We start from the raw sequence: 20,796 nt of genomic DNA on the forward strand, positions 1-20,796 counted from the left end.
GCGTTTAGCATGCCTTGATTGTAAAAGCAGCAACGGATTATTTAAAGAATAACCATGCCAATACAGCTAAAATTACTAAAATAATAATAGTGATTAAACCAACTGAGGCATTCTTTTGTTGCTCTTTTTCTTCAGCAACACGAGAAACCGGTTCATCAAAAGCGATAGGTGTTTGCTGTTGTGCATTAATATCTACACCCTCTGGAATAGGTGCAGGCTTTGGAATAGAAATATTCTGCGGCATACCATCGCGACGAACTTCTACTTCTGCAGCACGCTCTGCAAGGCTCGGCATTCCTTGATCGCTTAAATCTGGAGAGGATGTTGTATGTACAGGCTCGGCTTCAATTTCAGGTAATTCCGTGATTTTCTGTGCAGGGGCCAATACAGAAAATTTAAAACTAGCAAACTGAACAATATCACCATCATGCAACTGTTTTTCTTGCTTAATACGAATATCGTTTACAAATGTGCCATTCGATGAATTAAGGTCTTGTACCCATAGCGCTTGATCTTTCAGAAGCAATGCAGTATGGCGACGTGAAATTTCAGCAGCTTGTAACAAAACATCAGCATCTTGATGACGCCCTACCAACATATCACGATCAACATTAATTTCTTGGCCAGTAATTTCACCAGTAATTGCTTGTAGTTTCCAAGTCATGCGTATGTCCTATTCATTTTTTATCAATCATAACATGCTACTACTGTGCTGTGCTTGGGCGCAGTGTCGTTGTTGTTACTGTATTTTTAGTACGATTAACTTCAGGATCAGGTAACTGCAAGGTTTGCTTTTGAACTGCTGGCTCTACCGCTACAGGTGTAGTTACTGTCGAGGTTTTTCCACCTGAAGGAACCTGTTGATAATTTTTTGGCTGAGAGGCAATACTAGGTGGTGTCATCTTTTGATTATAGACATCATCAACTTGCTCAGGCAGTTTTGCAAAATTGCCGTTTTTATCCATAGCCAATTGCAAGCTATAAAGCTGGCTATAGCGCTGCTGAGACAAACGGCGCACATCATTTGCATCACCCACAATTGTTGGGTGGATAAAAACAAGAAGGTTACGCTTCACATTACTTCGAGTATCCGAGCGGAATAATCTACCTAAGTATGGAATACTGCTTAACCCAGGAATACCTTGTCTTGAAAGTGACGTGTCATCCGACACCAAACCACCAAGCACTACTGTCTGTCCATGCTCAGCCAAAACAGCAGTTTTAATGGCACGTTTACTTGTCACCAAGTCAGCCGCTTGTCCACGACTGTCTTGAACAGCAGAGACTTCTTGTTCTACTTCCAGACGAACTGTACCGCCTTCACCGATATGTGGAACGACTTTTAATGTCACACCGACATCTTTACGTTCAACCGTGGTGTATGGGTTAATACCTGTACTGTTTGTAGTGACCGATCCTGTTACAAAAGGAACGTTCTGACCAACAACAATATACGCCTCTTCATTATCCATCGTCACAATGGATGGTGTCGAAAGCAAATTTGATTTGGTATTAGTTTTAAGTGCTTGAATTAATGCACCATAAGCCTTACGAGAATTCTCAAAATTACCCAGAGCCAAGGTTGCCCCATTACCTTTATTAGCGCCACCAGCGATAGCTGATGCAGCCCCAGCCGAACCACCCGATAAATAACCAGCAGCAATAGAAGATAAACTAGCCCCTACATTACTAAAGCTAAGTAAACCAATCCCACTAGATAAATCACCCAGTGCCCATTGAATACCAAGTTGATCTGCATCATCTCCTGACACTTCGATAATTGCAGCTTCAATCAGAACTTGCTGACGACGCACATCAAGCTGCTGAATAGCAGATTCAATTTCGCGCATTAATTGAGGATCTGCCTTAACCACTAACGAGTTTTGGGCATTATCCGCAATAATACTCACACCATTTTGGCTAAAGCTAGAGATACTGTTCTGATTATTATTGTTCGAATTACCATTTAGATTAATAGATGGCGTAGAAATTGAGCTACCATTTGAACCAGAGGTATTTGAACTAGAATTCTGGTTATTACCCATCAAATTATTGATCGGATTCGATGAATTAGAAGAATTGTTATTACTATTTGACGAAGAAACAGCTTGTCCTGTTACGAGGCCTTGCAAAATCTCAGATAAATTTTTTGCACTTGCATATTTCAATCGAAAAACTTTTAAACCACCTAAACGGTCGGCCGAAGGCACATCCAGCATTTCAATCATGTGGCGAATGCGCTTACGCGTTTCAGGATCACCCTTAACTAAAATACGATTGGTTCGGTTGTCTGCAATAATACGGATACGGGCACCGTTAAAATCTTTCGATGCTCCCGTAGCACTCATTGCCTCCAGTTGAGTAATAATTTCTTCAGCTTGGCTCGACTGAAGGCTTATTGCCTCAATATCATTCTGACCAGTACCATCTAAATTACGAATAATATTTTCAAGTTGGTAAATATTTGCTGCACGGTCCGAAACAATCAGTGCATTAGTCCCCGCAATTGCAGCCATATGCGCAAATTGTGGCATTAAAGGACGAAGTGCTGGAATTAGATCATTAGGATTGGTATTTTCAAGCCAAATAACCCGAGTAACAATCTGATCACCACGTAGTCTGTTTCTAGAATCGTAAGGGATTCCCGAATTTTTAACATTGCTATCTGGAACTAGCTTAATGGTGTTACCCGAAGGAATTGCCACCACTCCATTCACATTTAAGACCCCAAGGAATAGGTCGTAAACTTCATTTTTATTGAGGGGTTTATTCGATATTACTGTGACGTTACCACGCACTCGTGGATCTACTGCAAAGTTTTTACCCGTAATGTCTGCCACTTCATTAATAAAAGCAGTTAAGTCAGCATCACGTAAATTGATCTTCCATGTTTGGGCATAGACGCTGCTGCTCACTGTCGCAATCAATGGGGCTGCTGCAAGTAATGCCCAAAGTGGACGTTGATGATTCAATAAAGCCATAACTTGCGATAATTCCTAACTCTTATGGTGACGTGTTATCACTAAAAATTTTGTTGTATGGTCATCACTTGATCACCACGTTTTATTTCTATTTTCACTTGCCCAGCTCGACGAGCCTGTTCAAGCAACTGCACATCCGTTTGTCCCTGCCCAACCGTTTGACCGTTTAAAGAAACAATCCGATCACCCGGCCTTAAACCTAACTTATTTCGAAGCGCAGTGGGTGTACGTTCTGTAACTTCAAAACCTTCACCAGAGTTCCCACTAACGCCCATGTCACGCAGATATTGTTCACGGTTGCCTTGCATTTGCTGAATAGCCTGTCCTAACGCCTCTTGAGTCGTATTAACAGGTGCCGATGACTGAGGCGCAGTAGCAGTTGGCTGTGAAGCATCTGGCGTCATAGGTTGATATAAACCGTTTGGCAAACCTTTAAATTGGAGTTCACGAGTACTTCCATTACCTTGACGCAATATCACGTGATCCCAATAAACTTCTGCTAACTGATAAGAGGTAGAACCTATTGTTTCTCCTACACGATATCGGTCAGCAATATTATCTAGCTTAATAACAGCCGAAGAAAAACGGTTCGGATAGCCCAGCATTACGCCTTGTAATTCTAGGTTGACATTTTCCTGAGCCGCATTGGCTGAAGGTTCATTAAAAAGCGAAAAAGTACTAATGTTAGGAATTTGCGGCTGCTGTGATCCTAACTCGACTCGATCAAACTGCATCATTTGAGGAGGGGCAATTACCCACCAAAATAATGAAGCTAATTTCCAACACAACCATAAAACCAAAAAGGCAAATACAACTACACTTAACCGATCTAATTTTTGCCACTGTAATTGCTGTAATTTTTCAATCCATACTTTCATTAGTTACCCCCTTGTATTAAGGGTTGACGAGAACTAATGACAAACGTATCTAAACCAGCTTTTCCATCATAAGATGGAATATTAAGTAATAACCTTTGGGTAAGCTGTACATCAAGCATCATGTTGGCATCTAATAAAAGATTGGCCATTTTTTGACTGCGTTGATCACGTATATCAACTTGTAATTGTCCATTTTGATCCGTTAATTGCCCATTTAAAGAAGGCATATTCATACGGTCTTGACGATCACCGATATTATAAATTAAAGCACCACCACCCCAATGTAATTGACCATCAACTGCTGCGAACCCCTGCTCTTTCTTATAATTAAACTCAATATCTTTCAGCTGGATGCTGTTCGCAGGCCATTGCCAATTCACAATTTGTTTTAATGTTTCAGGTGCAACCTGACCATTCATAGCCTTTACAATTACTTTTTTCCCCACACCATAGCCCATTACCCCAGCTAATTGGGTATTCCCACTATGGATATCTACATCAGCAGCGAACCTTAATAAAAACAGGTCTAGAGGTCTAGTTTTCCAATGAATCGAGCCTCTCAAAGTACCACGCCGCCAATCTGCTTGGCCTTGCCAGATATTTCCACTTACATTGTGTAGAGTTTGATTATTCTTTGAAAATTTAGAAATAAGCCACGTCGCCGGGATCTGTAAAATAATAAAAATTAAAAATGCAATGAGGGCAAAAAACCACCACTTCCATTGCTTAGACTTTTTCTTCATTCAGCCTTACCAACATGCAAATTATCATCCTTATTTTGAGAGTAGCTCCCTAGTCTGACATTATGCATACTTTTTCAACATCGCCAATTCACTTCATATAAAAAAACCAAGCAATCGGGCTTGGCTTCGGTATTAAGACTATAAGTTGAACGTATGACAAAATCATGAAAACTTGACGCTCAATGAAGTAAATGCACATTTGATCTCAACAATTCATTTAAAGAGCAATTTAAACACTCAGTTTTTTAAATAATATTTATACCAAAATTTTGAGATATTTTTATCAATAAAAAAGCCAAGCAAATTTGCTTGGCTTTTAAAAATGGCAATTTGATTAGATTAAGAAATCTTCAAGTTTTGCGCCTTTTTCAATTTCAGCAACTAACCAGCGTGGTTGTTTACCGCGACCAGTCCAAGTCTCTTCAGCATTGTTTTTGTTGCGGTAACGAGGCTCAACAGATTTACGAGTTGTTTTCTTACGTTTTTGAGCACCAAACTCAAGAAGTTGTTCAACACTGAAACCTACATTTTCAGCAATCTCGATAATTTGATTATAAGCATCTTCGATTGCTTGATCTTTTTTACTTGCAATTAAAGCTTCTGCTTCTTCTTGTAAGCGTTTTAACTCTTCAACAGATAATTCACTGATATCCGGTTTCATTAATAAATACTCCAGTCTTACAGACAATTCAAAATAATACAGACAAAATTTAAAAACGTAAAATCAAGACCAATATTATTTATAATCTATTCAATAAGCAATAGTTTGAAAGCCGTGTTCATCAGAATAATCAAAAAAATTACCTTTTAATTACATTACCAATTATAAATGAAATATATTTTATTAATATTTATTTAAGATAAATGTATTAAGTCATGCCCAACTGATTTTTCTAGCTCAATAATTTTTTGTTTTATTTCCTGTGGTATTTCACATTTTCGTTCTGTTAATTTATCTACGCATACCATAACAGCTTCACCAGTAGCGACTATTTGTTGTTGGGTTTCACTCCACAATATATAAGCCATACGGAATGCGCTATTACGGAGCTCCTCCACGCGAACACCAACTTTCAATACGTCAGGATAAAAAACAGGCTTTAAATATTTACACTGACTTGAAGCAACAACGGTATATAAATGTGGGGTTAATATATTGATTGCTTCCATATATAAAATACGTGAGCTTTCAATATATCGATAATATTGTACATTATTGACATGACCAAAAGCGTCCATATCTCCCCACGCTACTTTCTGTTCATATATTACTGGGTAGACAGACAGTTCTTTCATTTTTACCTCATATTTTAAACTTTAAAAAATTTGCATCATTTTCAAAGATTAGATTTAACTGTTTGATTAACACATCATCTTCTTTAAGCGTAGACTTAATACGTAAATAGCTCATTAAAATATTATCTGGATATAATGATAATAATGTTTCAGCTTCTATTTGACGTCCAGTTGCCATATAGACATGCCATTTTGCAAAGGTTAAAACTGGCAAATTCATATATTGATTTTCAAATTGAATAATTTTTTCTTCAACATCGGCATAGTCTGGAACTTGTTTAAGCAACTGTTGCTGAAACCATAGATAAAACACTTCTGGGTCAAACTGCTCTTTTAACAAATGTAGCGTTAAGGCCGCATGCTGCATGCTCATATCTGGCATACGTGCTAATAGTTTTAGCCATAATAACTTACTGCTATAAGGTCGAGTTTGAATCTCAGACTCTAAATCCAAATAACGTTGCTGTAAGGCATGTAAGTCATCGATAGACGCTTGGTCAAATTGCTGAAGAAGCTGCTGTAACCATAAATCACGGTGTTCTGCATCTAGCAAACCGTATTTCATAGAACGTAAATATACCCATGGATGTTGCAGCGCTAATTGCCCCCATAAAGCCGTTAATCTTTGCTGGTAAGCAGTTTCTATTTCTTGTAACCACGGTGATAACTGGTGTTGATATAAAAATTCGAGATGAGTTAATGCACGATCGGCTTCATTTTCGGTTAAAAAGATTTCAATTCGCTGTAACTCTGCCAATTCAAATGCCATCGGTGGTGATTGATCGAGAGCAGCCAATGCTTTTGGATAGTCCCCACTTAAAACCAGAAACTTGGCATCGATAATATTTTTTAAAAGCCCTGATTGAGTAAAAACACGTTCAATAAATACACGTTGATCTTCGGCCGCTTCTAATAACCAAACAATACCTAATTGTTCATAGGGATGAAGGTTTTTAAACTGGAAGATGTTTTCACTTTTTCTTTGTTCACGAGATGAATAACGTTTAATCCACAGCCACAAGAGTTGAGCAATAAAACTCATCACTACAAAAGTAAGAGTTAATCCCCAGACATTTGTTTGCAGCTGCAATTGTCGCCAGTAAATATAGACATACCCCATTCCATAGCCATAACTAAATAAAGCTAGGGCTGCAAAGAGTATTAAGCTGATTACGAAATAAACCCACAGGAGGTGTTTCATATATCCTCCTTATGAGCCGATTAGCCCAAGTGTAGAGAGTTTAGGAACAGGCACGATAGATAAATGTGCCACTTTAGCAATACGTTTTTTTAACTGCTGACTGGTTGCATCAGGCATTTCATCTAACTTTTGCATCACAGATTGCAACTCATTTTGATACTCAGTCATTTTTCCTTGATTGAGTGCCTGTTCGGCAATCAACAATCTTAATTGCACTTCTTTAAGCACAACGCTTCGACTCATTAAATTAATAGACGGCGTTTCTACTTTTTCTATACGGAACCACTTTTTCCACCAAGACACAGTCTCGGATTGATCCATTTCAAGTTTAGGCTGGGCTAAGGCTTGTTGAATATTCTTATCAATGTTCTGTAATAAATCATCGATTAATTGATGACGTTGATTTTGAGCCAAAGTGAACTGTTGAACTGCCTGTTTATCCTGCTCGAGCGATTGATTCAAGCTATGCTGCAATGCAGGAGCAATTTCATAGTGTACAAGCGATTGCTGTAACTGATTTAATTGATCAACTGCATAAATCAACTGCTGCTGATCAATCGCAAATTGAATTAAATCTAACTTTTGTTTAATTAAAACTGTAGGTGCAATACCTGTCGGTGGAGCATCTGGTTGAACTACTGAACTCGTTTTATTCCCTGTACTTACGGGTTGATTCTGCAACTGTCGCTGTAAAGCAACCAATTGATCATTTAAATTGGCATAGTGCTGTTCTGATTGCAGCAGACTTTGTTTAAGCTCGGGAACAGTACGAGAAATTTGCCACATATCGTAACTGAGCTTAGCCAACCAAGCTACGCCCAGTAAAATGATGATAGAAACAAGTTTTCTCATACGAATCCTTATAATGCCTGAATGTGATGAATCATCCCCGAAGGCGATAAATTTTCAAGTTGAATAATGTGAAAATGAGTCTGTTGCTGATCGCGATACTCTTTAACAATTTGAAAAAGACGAGGTCCTAAAACCAGATATACACCATCAGGTTGTACATTATTTTTTGAACAAAGCTCTAACCAATATTTCCAGCTCGCTTCACTGGTGATTAAGACGAGCCATTTATTTAAATTATAATTTGAATTCTGTGTCAGATGTTTGAATGTAGAATATGAAGCTTCTGGGCACTGCCGATGATATAGAACAAAATTTAAAATCTGAATTCCTTGTTGTTGCAAGGTCTCCATCATAAATTGGCGTCCACCTTCTCCCCGCCAAAAAGCCACACTACCCGTCTGTTGCATATTGTGCAGAATAGGTAGGTTCAACATCCCCTCAGAAGTTTCAACATCTGGGATATGCGCTTCTATTCCATATTCGTTTAGACAATTGGCTGTTGCTTGCCCTACCGCAATCCACTGAATATGTTTTAAGTCGCTAATTTTTAAACCGCTTTTTACTAAATACTCCATACCCGATTCAACAGCAGTTGGGCTGACGACAACAATAGCTTGCGCCTTAACTAATTGTTGGTAAAGCTGAAGTAAGTGTTCGGAAAAGGGGGTAGCAACGAGCTCTAAAAGAGGTAAAGACTCAACCTGATAACCTTCATTTTGCAAAGCTTCTGTTAATTCAGCTGCACGCGTATCAGGTCGAGTATTAATAAACAGCATGGTTTAGTAGAGGGCCTTTAATAGTTCGCCAGCACCTTGATCAAGTAAGTTTCGAGCAAGGTTTTCACCCAATTGCTGAGCATTATTGGCTTCATCTGTTAGTTCAGCACGTAATAATGTTTGGCCATCAGGGCTTCCAACACGACCTTCGATATGGATTTGACCATTTTGCAGTGTGGCATAACCTGCAATTGGGACCTGACAACCGCCTTCAAGATAGGCATTAAATGCACGTTCAGCACGTACACAAACATCTGTTTCTGCGTGTAATAGCGGTTGAATTAAAGCCAATACATCTTGGTCGGCTGCACGGCACTCTAAACCCAATGCACCTTGTCCCACAGCAGGCAAACTAATATCTGGTGTTAAACAATGACGGATACGTTCCGATAACCCTAAACGCTTCAAACCGGCACTGGCCAGAATAATTGCATCATATTGTCCTTCATCTAGCTTCGCCAAACGTGTGCCAACATTTCCACGCAAGTCAATAATTTGCAAATCAGGACGTTGTTTTAAAATCTGAGATTTTCGACGCAAGCTTGATGTACCGACTTTTGCACCTTGTGGTAAATCAGCGAATTTTTCAAACTGATTTGAAACAAAAGCATCTAACGGATCTTCACGCTCACAAATTACTGCTAAAGTTAAACCTTCTGGCAAAGCCATTGGGACATCTTTCATTGAATGTACAGCTAAGTCCGCACGCCCATCTAAAAGTGCTGCTTCCAACTCTTTAACGAACAGCCCTTTACCCCCAATTTTTGCTAAAGGCGTATCTAAAATTTTATCGCCCTGCGTGACAAATTTAACCAATTCCACCGTTAAATCAGGGTGAAGCTCCTCTAAACGGGCACGAATATGTTCTGCCTGCCAAAGAGCAAGTGGGCTTTGTCGTGTAGCAATTTTCAAGGTTTTCATAAATTCAAGCATGGGCTGGTCAAACAATACACCCTAAACTTAACTTGATCCCTTAAAATTGCAAGTAAAATCTCGCAAGTCCAAGATAACTCTTTTAAATTTAGAGCTGATGAATTCGCTCTCTAAGCGTAGACAAATGTCGACGGCTCACTGAAAGTCTTTCATCAAGACCGCGCAATCTAACCTGATATTGCCCCGAACTGATCAGCTCCAACCCATCTAAATATGCGACTGCAACCAACGCATTTCGATGAATACGAATAAACTGATCTGCGAATTCGGTTTCAAGCTCTTTTAATGTTTCATCTATTAACACACTGCCATTTTTATGTCTCACAGTGACATATTTCTGATCGGCTAAAAAGTAATAGATATTTTCAACAAGAATCAGTTCAACCCCGCGATAGGTTTTTGCGGCTATTTGATGACGCTGTGTTTTTAAATCTTGTAAAAGCTCAGAATTCGGTAATGCATTGAGCTGTGCTTGAGTAAGTTGAGTTAGCTGAGTTAAAGCTTGCTCAAGTTCAACTGGATCAATCGGTTTAAGAAGATATGCTTGAGCCTGAGCTTTAAAAGCTTCCAATGCATGCTGATCGTAGGCGGTACAAAATACAATCGCAGGTCGAGGATTTAGCTGACTCAACTGTTCTGCACAGACAAGCCCATTCATACCTGGCATTTGAATATCAAGTAAGATTACATCCGGTTGATGAAGCCGTGCCTGTTCCAAGGCCTCCTGTCCATGATGAGCCGTTGATACAACCTCATGTCCCATCTTTGAAACTAAACGTGATAAACGCTCCACTGCAAGTGGTTCATCATCACAAATTAGCACCTTCATTCATCCTCCTTGTCACCGTTAACTTGGTCCATTTTTTTATGGTTAACTCTGACTGACTTATTATTTTGTTTGATATTGATAGCTCATAATAGTGGTATATAAAGCTTCACCTTTATAAACCTGAAATCTAACGGTGTTCCCATAATACGCTTTCAGGCGCTGCTTAACATTTTCAAGAGCGATTCCATGCCCTTTCCGTGAATTTATTGTATCGTCTGTATATGGGTTGGTAATGACTATACTGACCTGATTTTGCAATATTTCAACCAATACCCCTATGGTTGCTTTACCCATCATTGGTTCTACCCCATGAAAAATACTATTCTCTAACAAGGGTTGTAATGTCAATAAAGGAATAGTGATCTGTTTTAATTGCACAGATGAAAGCTCGATCTTCCAATCTACTTTTAAACGCTCCCCCAAACGGACCTGTTCAATCATTAAATATTGTTTACTCAGCTCGATTTCTTCATGCAGACTCACCAATTTTAATTCTTGGAAACTCGCGCGAAATAACCGCGACAAACTGATGAGCATGCTTTCTGCTTTATCTGGATCTATCGCAATTAAACTCACCACATTATTTAAACTATTAAATAAGAAGTGAGGGTGAATTCGTGCTTGCATGGCCTGAATACGGGCATTTAATTCGGCATATTGCTGATGCAACCATTGTTCCCTGACATATAAATAACGTAAGCAAAAAGCCCCGAGTAATATTCCATAGCTTAGATATAAAGGTACATTGGTAAAATAAACACTCCAGCCCTGCGTTAAAGAAGCATGTTTATTTAAAAGACCAAACTGAAAAAAATTACTAATTAAAGTGGTCAAAACAACAATACTTTGCAGCATGACAAAACCAATAGCCAAAGCAAATTCTTGACGCAAGCTGCTAAAAAAACCTTGAAAGCGTTCAACCAATGCAAAAAACGACAATATTACCCAGTTAATAAAAATGATGTATTGAAAAAGCCTTCCCCCGCTTAAGGCTTGCCAAGACTGCGCTTCAGCCAATGCCAAGACCAGTGCCAAAACATTACTTGCGATAATTAATTCGAATAAGTGTTGCCAACGCCCGCTTTTCGTAAAAAAATAGGAGGAATTTTGATTTCGGTATGCTGTAGGAAACAACTTTGTTTGTTGAGCTTCGGCAAGTGATATACTCTTTTTTATTTTACTGAGCCACCATGACCACATCTTCAAATCCCCCTAATTCAGTAACCCCAGACCAAACCTCAGGTATGTGGGGTGGTCGTTTTTCTGAAGCGACGGACGCTTTTGTAGCCGAATTTACCGCCTCTGTTCAGTTTGACCAACGTTTTTATAAGCAAGACATCGCTGGTTCGATTGCGCATGCTACCATGCTTGCGAAAGTTGGCGTACTCACAGAAGCAGAACGCGATGACATTATTGAAGGTTTAAGCACCATTCGCTCAGAAATTGAGGCTGGAAACTTTGAGTGGCGCATCGATCTTGAAGATGTTCACATGAACATTGAATCACGTTTGACTCAACGTATTGGCATTACAGGTAAAAAATTACACACAGGCCGTAGCCGTAACGATCAGGTTGCAACTGATATTCGTCTTTACCTGCGCGACGAAATTGATGATATTTTAAAATTATTAGAACGTTTACAAAAAGGCTTGTTAGGCTTGGCTGCCAAAAATGTAAATACAATTATGCCGGGCTTTACACACCTACAAACTGCTCAGCCTGTGACTTTTGGTCATCACTTGTTAGCATGGTTTGAAATGTTAGTACGTGACACTGAACGTCTTCAAGACTGCCGTAAACGTGTTAACCGCATGCCACTTGGTTCAGCTGCTCTTGCTGGTACAACTTATCCGATTGACCGCGCATATACAGCAGAACTTTTAGGTTTTGAAGCTGTATCTGAAAACTCTCTTGATGCTGTATCTGACCGTGACTTTGCCATCGAATTTAATGCGGCGGCTGCACTCATCATGATGCATTTATCACGTATGTCAGAAGAGCTCATTCTTTGGACTTCTGCACAGTTCAAATTTGTGAATATTCCTGACCGCTTCTGTACTGGTTCTTCAATCATGCCACAGAAGAAAAATCCGGATGTTCCAGAACTTATTCGTGGTAAATCTGGCCGTGTATTTGGTGACTTAATTAGCTTACTTACGCTCATGAAAGGTCAACCATTGGCATACAACAAAGATAACCAAGAAGACAAAGAACCTTTATTTGATGCAATCGATACGGTTCGTGGTTCACTCATGGCATTTGCAGACATGATTCCTGCATTGGTTCCAAATATTGAAATCATGCGTGAAGCTGCTCTTCGTGGATTCTCAACTGCAACTGACCTTGCTGACTACTTAGTGAAAAAAGGCGTTGCGTTCCGTGATGCGCATGAAATTGTAGGTAAAGCAGTAGCATTAGGTGTTGCAGAAGAAAAAGATTTATCTGAACTCACACTTGAGCAATTACAGCAATTCTCTAACTTAATTACAGCAGATGTATTTGATAAAGCCTTAACTTTAGAAGCTTCTGTAAATGCACGTGATCATATTGGTGGAACTTCTCCAAAACAGGTTGAAGCTGCAATTGCGCGTGCCCATACACGTTTAGAACAGTTATACGCTTAAGGATAAAACATGAGTCGCCAAGTATTTTGCCGTAAATATCAAAAGGAAATGGAAGGTTTAGACTTCGCTCCTTTCCCAGGTGCTAAAGGCCAAGATTTTTTTGAAAATGTTTCTAAACAAGCATGGCAAGAATGGTTACAGCATCAAACTACGCTCATTAATGAAAAGCGTTTAAACGTGTTTGAACCAGAAGCTAAAAAGTTTCTGGAAGAACAACGTGAGAAATTCTTCAATAATGATGAAAGCGTAGAAAAAGCTGAAGGCTGGAAACCAGAATAATCGGTTTGTTTTAGCTTACTCATCATTAAAAAGGCGGGTCTATATACATAGATCCGCCTTTTTTTACGTGAAACTTACACAAACATAAAAAGCCTTACATAGAGCGCACAGGACTCTACATGACATCAAAAAGCGAAGAACTTAATATCACTCTATAGCAAGAAGAACACGATCCCTGTCGTGTTTATGCACTTGATTTTCTGTCCTGAACTTCCCCCCAAAGTTCGGGACATTTTTTTATCTATTATTTTTTAAAAACAAAAAAGCCTTGTTTTAAACAAGGCCTTTAAATATTTCAGCTCAAGATTACTTTTCGTGGACTTTGGCTTCAATTTCTTCAATTTTGGTATGACGAGCATCAAAGCCTTTCGCCATATAAATCACTTGCTCAGCAATGTTACGTGCATGATCGCCAATACGCTCTAATGAACGTAAAACCCACATGACATTAATCACACGAGCAATATGGCGCGGGTCTTCAATCATATAGGTCATTAACGTACGTGTTGCTGATTGATATTCACGGTCAATGTCAGCATCCGCTAAAAGTACACGTAAAGCTTGATCTGCATCTAAACGTGCAAAAGCGTCAAGTGCATCATGAATCATGACACGAACTTGGTTACCAATATGACGTGTTTCCATGTAGCCACGCGGTGACCCGCCCTCTTCACACAGGTTTTGTGCAATACGGGCGATTTTTGCTGCTTCATCACCAATACGCTCAAGGTCAGTATTGGCTTTGCTCATGGCAATAACCATACGCAAATCAATCGCTGCCGGATGACGACGCGCCAAAATCAACGTTAAGCCTTCATCAATATCACGTTCATATTGATTGACTGCATTATCTTTAAATTGAACATCAATCGCTAAATTTGCGTCAGTATCAAGTAAAGAATGGATTGCATTTGCAACCTGCTGTTCGACCAAGCCACCCATGGTCATAAACTTTGTGTTTACATCTTGCAAATCTTCATTAAATTGAGAAGAAATATGATGGCTTAACACCGGATTACTCGGACTCAAGGGAAGCCTCCAACATGATGGCGCGGGAATAAAATGATTGAGCATTAAAACACAGCAATCATTAAGTTTTTATGACAAAATTAAATTTCAGATAAAAGCATTTAATTACTGATAAGTTAACCAGCTATTAAGCTCAACCAGATCCTTTTCACCTAACTGGCCTACCGCAGCTTTTAAACGAAGCACATTCAATAAATAGTCATACTGAGCATTAAGATAATCCTGTTTTGCAGAAAAAGCATTACGCTGCGCCAATAAAACATCAACCATACTTTTTAAGCCTTCGTTATAACTCGCTTTTGAAGCTTGAGAAACTAAAGAAGAGGAATCCATTGCAGCCTTTCTTGCTTCAAGTTTGGCTTGATCCGTGTCTACCTGCATAAAGGCACTTTTCACATCGACATTGGCACGGCGAATGGCTGCATCAAGTTGTGCCTGCGCTTTACTGACTTCTACAGTGGCTTTTTTAATTGATGTTCGGGTCCGTCCACCATTAAATAGATTCCAGTTCATTTCTACCCCGACCTGATCAAATTTTCCGTCAGTCGAAATGAGTGTCTCTGGTGTTTGTTTAGTATAGCCATAACTTGCTACGGCATCTATTTGAGGATAAAGCGCTGCCTTTTCGACACGGCGCTGATCTTCACTATATTTTTGCTGTAAACGGGCTTGCTGGATCTTTAAGTTTTTTTGCTGGGCCAAAGAAAGCCAGTCATTAAGTTCTGCCGGATAAGGCTTTTGAAAATTAAAATCACTGCGCAGTACAGCGAGTTTATCTTGATAAGAACCAATATATTCAGAAAGCTGCTCTTGGGCTAAAAGTAATTGAACATTGGTTGAAATACGATTGGCTCTGGCATTTTGATATTGAGCATTTGCTTCACTTACATCACTACGTGCCACCAACCCTTCTTTGAGTTTGGCATTCATCATATTGAGCTGTTCAAGCAAAGCTTTTTCTTCTTGTAAGTATGCAACACTCAATGCCTGCTGACGCAACACATTAAAATAGGCTTCTGCCACATTTAAAACATGATCTTGTTTTTGCAGCCTTAAGGTAATTTCACTTAAGGCAACCGAAGTTTTAACTTGCTTATAACCTTCCCAAGCATCCATTCGAAATAATGGCTGACGTGCAGTGAGAGTGGCTTGTCGAGTCGTTGATGTATTACTTACCAAAGCATCTGACAGGCCTTCTTGATCAACACCCGGAAAATTTGAACGTTTTACAGTTTGCCGATTACGGGTAATATTTCCAGACAATGTGACAGTGGGTAATAATGCCCCTGTTGCTAAGCCTAAGTTCAGTTGATCTGCTTCATATTGTTGTTGATTGGCTTGCCACGTCGGGTCATTTTGTTTTGCGCGCTCATAAGCTTCAACTAAATCTAGAGCAAAACTCGAAGATGCAAAACTCCAAAGGCCAACAGCGACCATTAATTTTATTTTCATTGTTCAAATCAACGATAAAACTTGCCTTTAAGACTAAGAAAAATTCAAATCAAACTCAAGCCATTAAAAGTTTTAGTTTTTTAAGCGTTCTTAGTTTTTGACAAGATTAAAATACAAATAAAAATCAAAAACATGCCAATCCAACCCACCCATGAAACATGCTCACCAACCAAAACAATCGCAAAAATCGCCGCCACTAAAGGTTCAAATAAAGTTAAGGTGGTCGCTTTGCTGGCATTTACTGTTTTTAGACCAAATCCAAAAAGCAAATAACCTAAAAACATAGGAATTAGCATCATATAGCCAGCCACAAGTAGATTGGTTGAGCTATGCAATAACTCTCCACCTGTAACCAACAAAGTAGGCAGTAAAATAACCGCTCCACCGCCCATAATCATACCCATTGCAGCTTTAGCAGCAACACCCCGATCTATTAATCTTTTTGCCGCCCATGAATAAAGTGAATAAGTTGTAGCAGCGACCAGCCCAAGAAAAATACCGAAGAATTTACTCCATTGATTTGTACTCTCTTGGACCGCATGACTTTCCCCCATCGATAACATACTTACCCCAAGCACACCGCACAAAAAACTTAGAAACCAAATAGTAGATAAAGCTTTGCGATCAAAGAATCGCTCTAAAATTGCTGCGATTAGTGGAGCAGTACCAATTGAAACCACGGTGCCAATCGTAATGCCTGCATAATACATTGAAGAATAAAAAGCCAAGGGATAAATACCCACCGCCGCTATGCCTAAAAGCAGTATTGAAAGATTTTCCCTTATAAACTGACGGTTTTCGCGTATTGCTCGTGATGCAACCAAAGCTTGTAAAAGGCCTCCACCGCCCATCGCTACAGCGCCAATAGCAAGTGGGCCAAGTGTCGGTGCAAATGCTGCCGCCGTACCTGTTGTTCCCCACAAAACAGAAGCAACTAAAATTGCAATTGTGCCTCCATAGCTACTATTTTTAATGAGGCTAATCATGTGGACATTCTCTATTTAAAATGTCTTCTGCCATTTGTTTTGCTAATAGAAGTTGACGGCTGTTTCCTTCTAGGCCTGCTCGTGCCATAGAACCCTCTAAAAGAAAAGAAAGCTGCGTAGCCACATAGTTAACGCGCTGTGACTCTGGGATTAATTTTTTTAAATGCTCAGCAACAATAGCCTCCACTTCTTCTTTATGCTGCCTTACAGAACTACGCCCTGTACTATTGGCCGGAAACTCAGCCGCAGCATTCAATAACCCACAACCTCGAAAGCCTTTTTCATAGGCAAATTCCGCATGGTCTTGATAGGCATCAAATACGGCCAAGATGGCTTCTTTAGCTGTTTTTATTTTTTCTAAACGCTTTTGGTAGAGATCAAGCCACTCTTGATGGCGTGCAGCAATGTAGGCATCGACAAGCTCACCTTTTGAAGAAAAATTATTATAAAGCGACATCTTCGCAACATCTGCTTTAGCCGTAACTGAGTTAATTCCAGTTGCAGTAATGCCATCGTTATAAAACAAAGTTGAAGCGGCATCGAGAATTTTCTGTCTTGCTGTTTTATCATTCATAGTTTTTTAATTAAGTAGACCGACCTACCTAATAATAAAGATTTCTAACAATGATGCAATCTTTTTAAGCGTTATAATTTGAGCAATATTAATTTCTATAAAAGTACAATGATGAAAAAAGTTCTAATAATGAGTATGTGCGGTGCACTACTTTTAGCTGGATGTAATAAAACATCAGAGCAAGATCAGGCTGTATCTAAAGAGCAAAAACCAACTGAGCAAAAGGCCACTCAAAAACAAGACAGTAGCTGCTTACAAATTATGGTAGCTATGCACACGATTAATCAAAACAGCAAAATAGAAGACTTAAATCAAATTAATGAAAAGCTTAAAATCTGTGTTCCCTCTTTAAAAAATCATGAGCAGCTTAAGCTGATTGATGCATCAACTGCCATGTATCAACGTTTTCTAAAACAAGACTACACTGAAAAAACAGGTAGAGCTTTTGAAGCATTTGGCTATGCCGTTTTAGAACAGAAACAAGACCTTAAAAAGGTTATTCAAAGTCAGAAAAAGCTCTTCGCCCAACTGAGCCCACGTGATCAATATTTACTTCAACATGAAGGGCAAGCCTACATTGAACTTCTCTATCAAGGTGAAGGCATGTTTACCTATCGACGCCAGCCAAGCTATTTAGTTGACATTTTTTCTAAGTCCTTACCCGCGGACCAAAAAGAGTTTTTAAATCGTATGGCGAAAGACAATCAGGATATTTTCTATAATGATGGTGCGTTGGCTATTTCATGGAAAGAGCTCACTGAACGCGCATTATTTTGGGAAAAGTTTATTCAGAAATATCCTAAGAGCCACTTTATTGGTGATGCAAAACTACTATTTAATGAATATCGTTATTTTATTTTCTTTGGCTTAGACAACACGCCCGTGTCAGATGAATATGCACCGAATACATGGTTTGATAAAGATGCTCTTCAACAAATTCGGTTTTTGTCTACACAAAATCAGTCGAGTCTAGCGAAACCTGCTCAACTATTTCTTAAATTTATTGCTACGCCTGTAGAGGAGCGTAATAAGCAATTTAAAATAGATTTAACTGATAAAAATGGTGATAAAAAATCAAATTATCAGATGACTCATGAACAACTTGAGCAGCTCTTAAAATTTGATTCGCCATGGAACACGGAAGTCTATCGTGACTGCCATATGGATGCGGTTTGTATAGATACAAATTGACAATGCCAGCCAACCTAAAACATGTTAGTCTTTAAATCGCTTGACGGAGCGCGAGTAATAGCTCGCTGAGATTGTGTAAATTCCGTGTTATCGCAACACAAGTTTGATCACAAGTACCGTTGAACCTGATCAGGTTAAGACCTGCGTAGGAATCAAGCCATCTGAAAACTTAAGCCTTAAATTTATCTAGTTAAAGATAAATCCGCCATCGTTTTTGGTCGTGCTTGATTCGTTGATGTTATTCATAAGGATCATGTGATGAACCAGTTAACGAATCTTTCTTCTGCTGAAATTTCAGCACAACATGAACAAGATGCAAAAGATTTAACTCGCATCTTACCCGCTTCTAAAAAAGTTTATATTGAAGGCTCTCGCCCTGACATTCAGGTTCCAATGCGAGAAATTTCTTTAACCGACACCCCTACCGGTCTTGGCGGTGAACATAACCCTCCTGTTATGGTATATGACACTTCAGGTGTTTATACCGACCCAAATGTTCAAATTGATTTAGACAAAGGTTTACCTTCAGTTCGCCAAAACTGGATTGAAGAACGTAACGATACTGACGTACTTTCTGGCTTGACCTCAAAATTTGGTCAGGAACGTTTAAAAGACATTCGCACCGCTGACATTCGTTTTGCTCATATTCAAAACCCACGCCGCGCTAAAGCTGGCAAAAATGTCACTCAAATGCACTATGCCAAGCAAGGTATTATCACACCTGAAATGGAATATATTGCAATTCGTGAAAATCAACGCCAGCGTGAAGGTATTGATATGCGTCAGCATGCTGGACAGAACTTTGGTGCAAAAAATTTAAAAGAAATTACACCTGAATTTGTTCGCCAAGAAGTGGCTGAAGGTCGTGCGATCATTCCTGCCAACATTAACCATCCAGAACTTGAGCCAATGATTATTGGTCGTAATTTCTTGGTTAAAATTAATGCCAATATTGGTAACTCAGCACTTGGTTCTTCAATTGACGAAGAAGTTGCAAAAATGACTTGGGCAACCCGTTGGGGTGCCGACACCATTATGGACTTGTCGACAGGTAAAAACATTCATGAAACACGTGAATGGATTATTCGTAACTCACCTGTTCCAATCGGCACCGTGCCAATCTATCAAGCACTTGAAAAAGTTGATGGCGTCGCAGAGGACCTAACTTGGGAAATCTTCAAAGACACACTGATTGAACAAGCCGAACAAGGTGTTGACTACTTCACTATTCACGCAGGTGTATTACTTCGCTATGTACCACTTACAGCAAACCGTTTAACAGGTATTGTGTCGCGTGGTGGTTCAATCATGGCGCAGTGGTGTCTAGCGCATCATGAAGAAAACTTCTTATACACTCATTTCGATGAAATCTGTGAAATCATGAAAGCTTATGACGTTTCATTTAGCTTAGGTGATGGCTTACGTCCGGGTTGTATTCAAGATGCAAATGACGAAGCACAGTTCAGCGAACTGAAAACATTAGGTGAACTAACTCACCGTGCATGGGAACATGATGTTCAAGTCATGATTGAAGGCCCAGGTCACGTACCAATGCACATGATCAAAGAAAACATGGACCTTCAACTAGAAGTGTGTAAAGAAGCGCCATTCTATACGCTTGGGCCATTAACAACAGATATCGCTCCGGGTTATGACCACATTACATCTGCAATTGGTGCAGCCATGATTGGTTGGTACGGCACAGCTATGCTGTGTTATGTGACACCGAAAGAGCATTTGGGGTTACCAAACAAAAAAGATGTTAAAGACGGGATTATTACCTACAAGCTTGCAGCACATGCCGCCGATCTTGCGAAAGGACATCCAGGTGCACAGGTACGTGATAATGCCTTATCAAAAGCACGTTTTGAGTTCCGTTGGGATGATCAGTTCAACTTAAGTTTGGATCCTGATACAGCACGTAGTATGCACGATGAAACCTTACCCAAAGAGGCTCATAAATCTGCACACTTCTGCTCAATGTGTGGTCCAAAATTCTGTTCAATGAAAATCACTCAGAATGTACGTGACTATGCCAACAACCTCACCAATAACGATTCAGAGGTTGAAGAAGGCCTCAAAGCGATGAAAGAGGTTTATCAGGAGCAAGGTCAAAAACTGTATCATAAAGTGTAAATATTCAAAAAAAACACTTGCCTAGCCCTGATTCTC

The 20,796-nt window shown here is 39.5% G+C and carries 20 protein-coding genes and 1 riboswitch; of the genes, 4 read left to right on the forward strand and 16 right to left on the reverse strand.

Going from position 1 to position 20,796, the window contains the following annotated elements:
* Nucleotides 1–37: 37 nt before the first annotated feature.
* The 12 genes from F928_RS20480 to F928_RS20535 all read right to left on the reverse strand — a co-directional run bounded on the left by F928_RS20480 (nt 38) and on the right by F928_RS20535 (nt 11,689).
* The gene (locus tag F928_RS20480; protein WP_005079408.1) at nt 38–664 is read right to left on the reverse strand and encodes an FHA domain-containing protein; all 627 of its coding nucleotides are present in this window, start codon (nt 662–664) and stop codon (nt 38–40) included.
* Between the two features lie 40 nt (nt 665–704).
* A complete protein-coding gene (gspD, locus tag F928_RS20485) occupies nt 705–2,981 on the reverse strand; it encodes a type II secretion system secretin GspD (protein ID WP_005079410.1) in 2,277 nt (758 codons plus the stop codon).
* A gap of 41 nt (nt 2,982–3,022) precedes the next feature.
* The gene (locus tag F928_RS20490; protein ID WP_005079413.1) at nt 3,023–3,859 is read right to left on the reverse strand and encodes a type II secretion system protein N; all 837 of its coding nucleotides are present in this window, start codon (nt 3,857–3,859) and stop codon (nt 3,023–3,025) included.
* Nucleotides 3,859–4,602, reverse strand: a complete 744-nt coding sequence (gspN, locus tag F928_RS20495) for a type II secretion system protein N (protein WP_002121195.1) — start codon at nt 4,600–4,602, stop codon at nt 3,859–3,861. The genes F928_RS20490 and gspN overlap by 1 nt, the downstream gene beginning before the upstream one ends.
* A 334-nt stretch (nt 4,603–4,936) precedes the next feature.
* A complete protein-coding gene (gene hvrA, locus F928_RS20500; protein WP_000801427.1) occupies nt 4,937–5,263 on the reverse strand; it encodes an H-NS histone family protein in 327 nt (108 codons plus the stop codon).
* A gap of 194 nt (nt 5,264–5,457) precedes the next feature.
* Entirely contained in the window at nt 5,458–5,898 is a 441-nt protein-coding gene (locus tag F928_RS20505) for an acyl-CoA thioesterase (RefSeq protein ID WP_002121251.1), read from the reverse strand.
* Nucleotides 5,899–5,905: 7 nt separating this feature from the next.
* Nucleotides 5,906–7,099 carry a hypothetical protein gene (locus tag F928_RS20510; RefSeq protein ID WP_005079417.1) on the reverse strand — a complete coding sequence of 398 codons (1,194 nt, stop codon included), beginning with the start codon at nt 7,097–7,099 and terminating at the stop codon, nt 5,906–5,908.
* A gap of 9 nt (nt 7,100–7,108) precedes the next feature.
* Nucleotides 7,109–7,951 (reverse strand): hypothetical protein, encoded by an 843-nt coding sequence (locus F928_RS20515; protein WP_002121187.1) that lies wholly within the window; start codon nt 7,949–7,951, stop codon nt 7,109–7,111.
* A gap of 8 nt (nt 7,952–7,959) precedes the next feature.
* The gene (hemD, locus tag F928_RS20520; protein ID WP_002121177.1) at nt 7,960–8,727 is read right to left on the reverse strand and encodes a uroporphyrinogen-III synthase; all 768 of its coding nucleotides are present in this window, start codon (nt 8,725–8,727) and stop codon (nt 7,960–7,962) included.
* A 3-nt stretch (nt 8,728–8,730) separates the two neighbouring features.
* Complete coding sequence (gene hemC, locus F928_RS20525; RefSeq protein ID WP_057082133.1) at nt 8,731–9,648, reverse strand: hydroxymethylbilane synthase; 918 nt, start codon at nt 9,646–9,648, stop codon at nt 8,731–8,733.
* A 100-nt stretch (nt 9,649–9,748) separates the two neighbouring features.
* Nucleotides 9,749–10,489 (reverse strand): LytR/AlgR family response regulator transcription factor, encoded by a 741-nt coding sequence (gene algR / locus F928_RS20530; protein WP_002121143.1) that lies wholly within the window; start codon nt 10,487–10,489, stop codon nt 9,749–9,751.
* A 60-nt stretch (nt 10,490–10,549) separates the two neighbouring features.
* Nucleotides 10,550–11,689 carry a sensor histidine kinase gene (locus F928_RS20535; protein WP_005079426.1) on the reverse strand — a complete coding sequence of 380 codons (1,140 nt, stop codon included), beginning with the start codon at nt 11,687–11,689 and terminating at the stop codon, nt 10,550–10,552.
* Here F928_RS20535 and argH point away from each other — a divergent pair.
* Nucleotides 11,680–13,113: an argininosuccinate lyase gene (gene argH / locus F928_RS20540; protein WP_016806015.1), complete on the forward strand. Its 1,434-nt coding sequence runs from the start codon at nt 11,680–11,682 to the stop codon at nt 13,111–13,113. The two genes, F928_RS20535 and argH, sit on opposite strands and share 10 nt — an antisense overlap.
* A gap of 9 nt (nt 13,114–13,122) precedes the next feature.
* A complete protein-coding gene (locus F928_RS20545; protein ID WP_000089995.1) occupies nt 13,123–13,392 on the forward strand; it encodes an oxidative damage protection protein in 270 nt (89 codons plus the stop codon).
* Between the two features lie 306 nt (nt 13,393–13,698).
* Here the strand turns inward: F928_RS20545 and phoU are convergent, their stop codons facing one another.
* From phoU to F928_RS20565, 4 genes are all read right to left on the reverse strand, one after another.
* The gene (phoU, locus tag F928_RS20550) at nt 13,699–14,421 is read right to left on the reverse strand and encodes a phosphate signaling complex protein PhoU (protein WP_000075183.1); all 723 of its coding nucleotides are present in this window, start codon (nt 14,419–14,421) and stop codon (nt 13,699–13,701) included.
* A gap of 105 nt (nt 14,422–14,526) precedes the next feature.
* Entirely contained in the window at nt 14,527–15,858 is a 1,332-nt protein-coding gene (locus F928_RS20555) for a multidrug efflux outer membrane protein AbuO (protein ID WP_014208186.1), read from the reverse strand.
* A gap of 95 nt (nt 15,859–15,953) precedes the next feature.
* Complete coding sequence (gene ywfM / locus F928_RS20560) at nt 15,954–16,859, reverse strand: DMT family transporter (RefSeq protein WP_002121147.1); 906 nt, start codon at nt 16,857–16,859, stop codon at nt 15,954–15,956.
* Nucleotides 16,852–17,433 (reverse strand): TetR/AcrR family transcriptional regulator, encoded by a 582-nt coding sequence (locus F928_RS20565; protein WP_005079435.1) that lies wholly within the window; start codon nt 17,431–17,433, stop codon nt 16,852–16,854. The genes ywfM and F928_RS20565 overlap by 8 nt, the downstream gene beginning before the upstream one ends.
* A 108-nt stretch (nt 17,434–17,541) precedes the next feature.
* On the opposite strand from F928_RS20565, the gene F928_RS20570 reads away from it, so the two are divergent.
* Both F928_RS20570 and thiC read left to right on the forward strand, forming a co-directional pair.
* Nucleotides 17,542–18,624 (forward strand): hypothetical protein, encoded by a 1,083-nt coding sequence (locus tag F928_RS20570; RefSeq protein WP_005079437.1) that lies wholly within the window; start codon nt 17,542–17,544, stop codon nt 18,622–18,624.
* 34 nt (nt 18,625–18,658) lie between these two features.
* Nucleotides 18,659–18,793: riboswitch (TPP riboswitch) on the forward strand.
* A gap of 89 nt (nt 18,794–18,882) precedes the next feature.
* Complete coding sequence (gene thiC, locus F928_RS20575) at nt 18,883–20,760, forward strand: phosphomethylpyrimidine synthase ThiC (protein WP_005079439.1); 1,878 nt, start codon at nt 18,883–18,885, stop codon at nt 20,758–20,760.
* Nucleotides 20,761–20,796 lie beyond the last annotated feature (36 nt).

The organism is Acinetobacter pittii ATCC 19004 = CIP 70.29 (assembly GCF_000369045.1).
Lineage (GTDB): Bacteria > Pseudomonadota > Gammaproteobacteria > Pseudomonadales > Moraxellaceae > Acinetobacter > Acinetobacter pittii.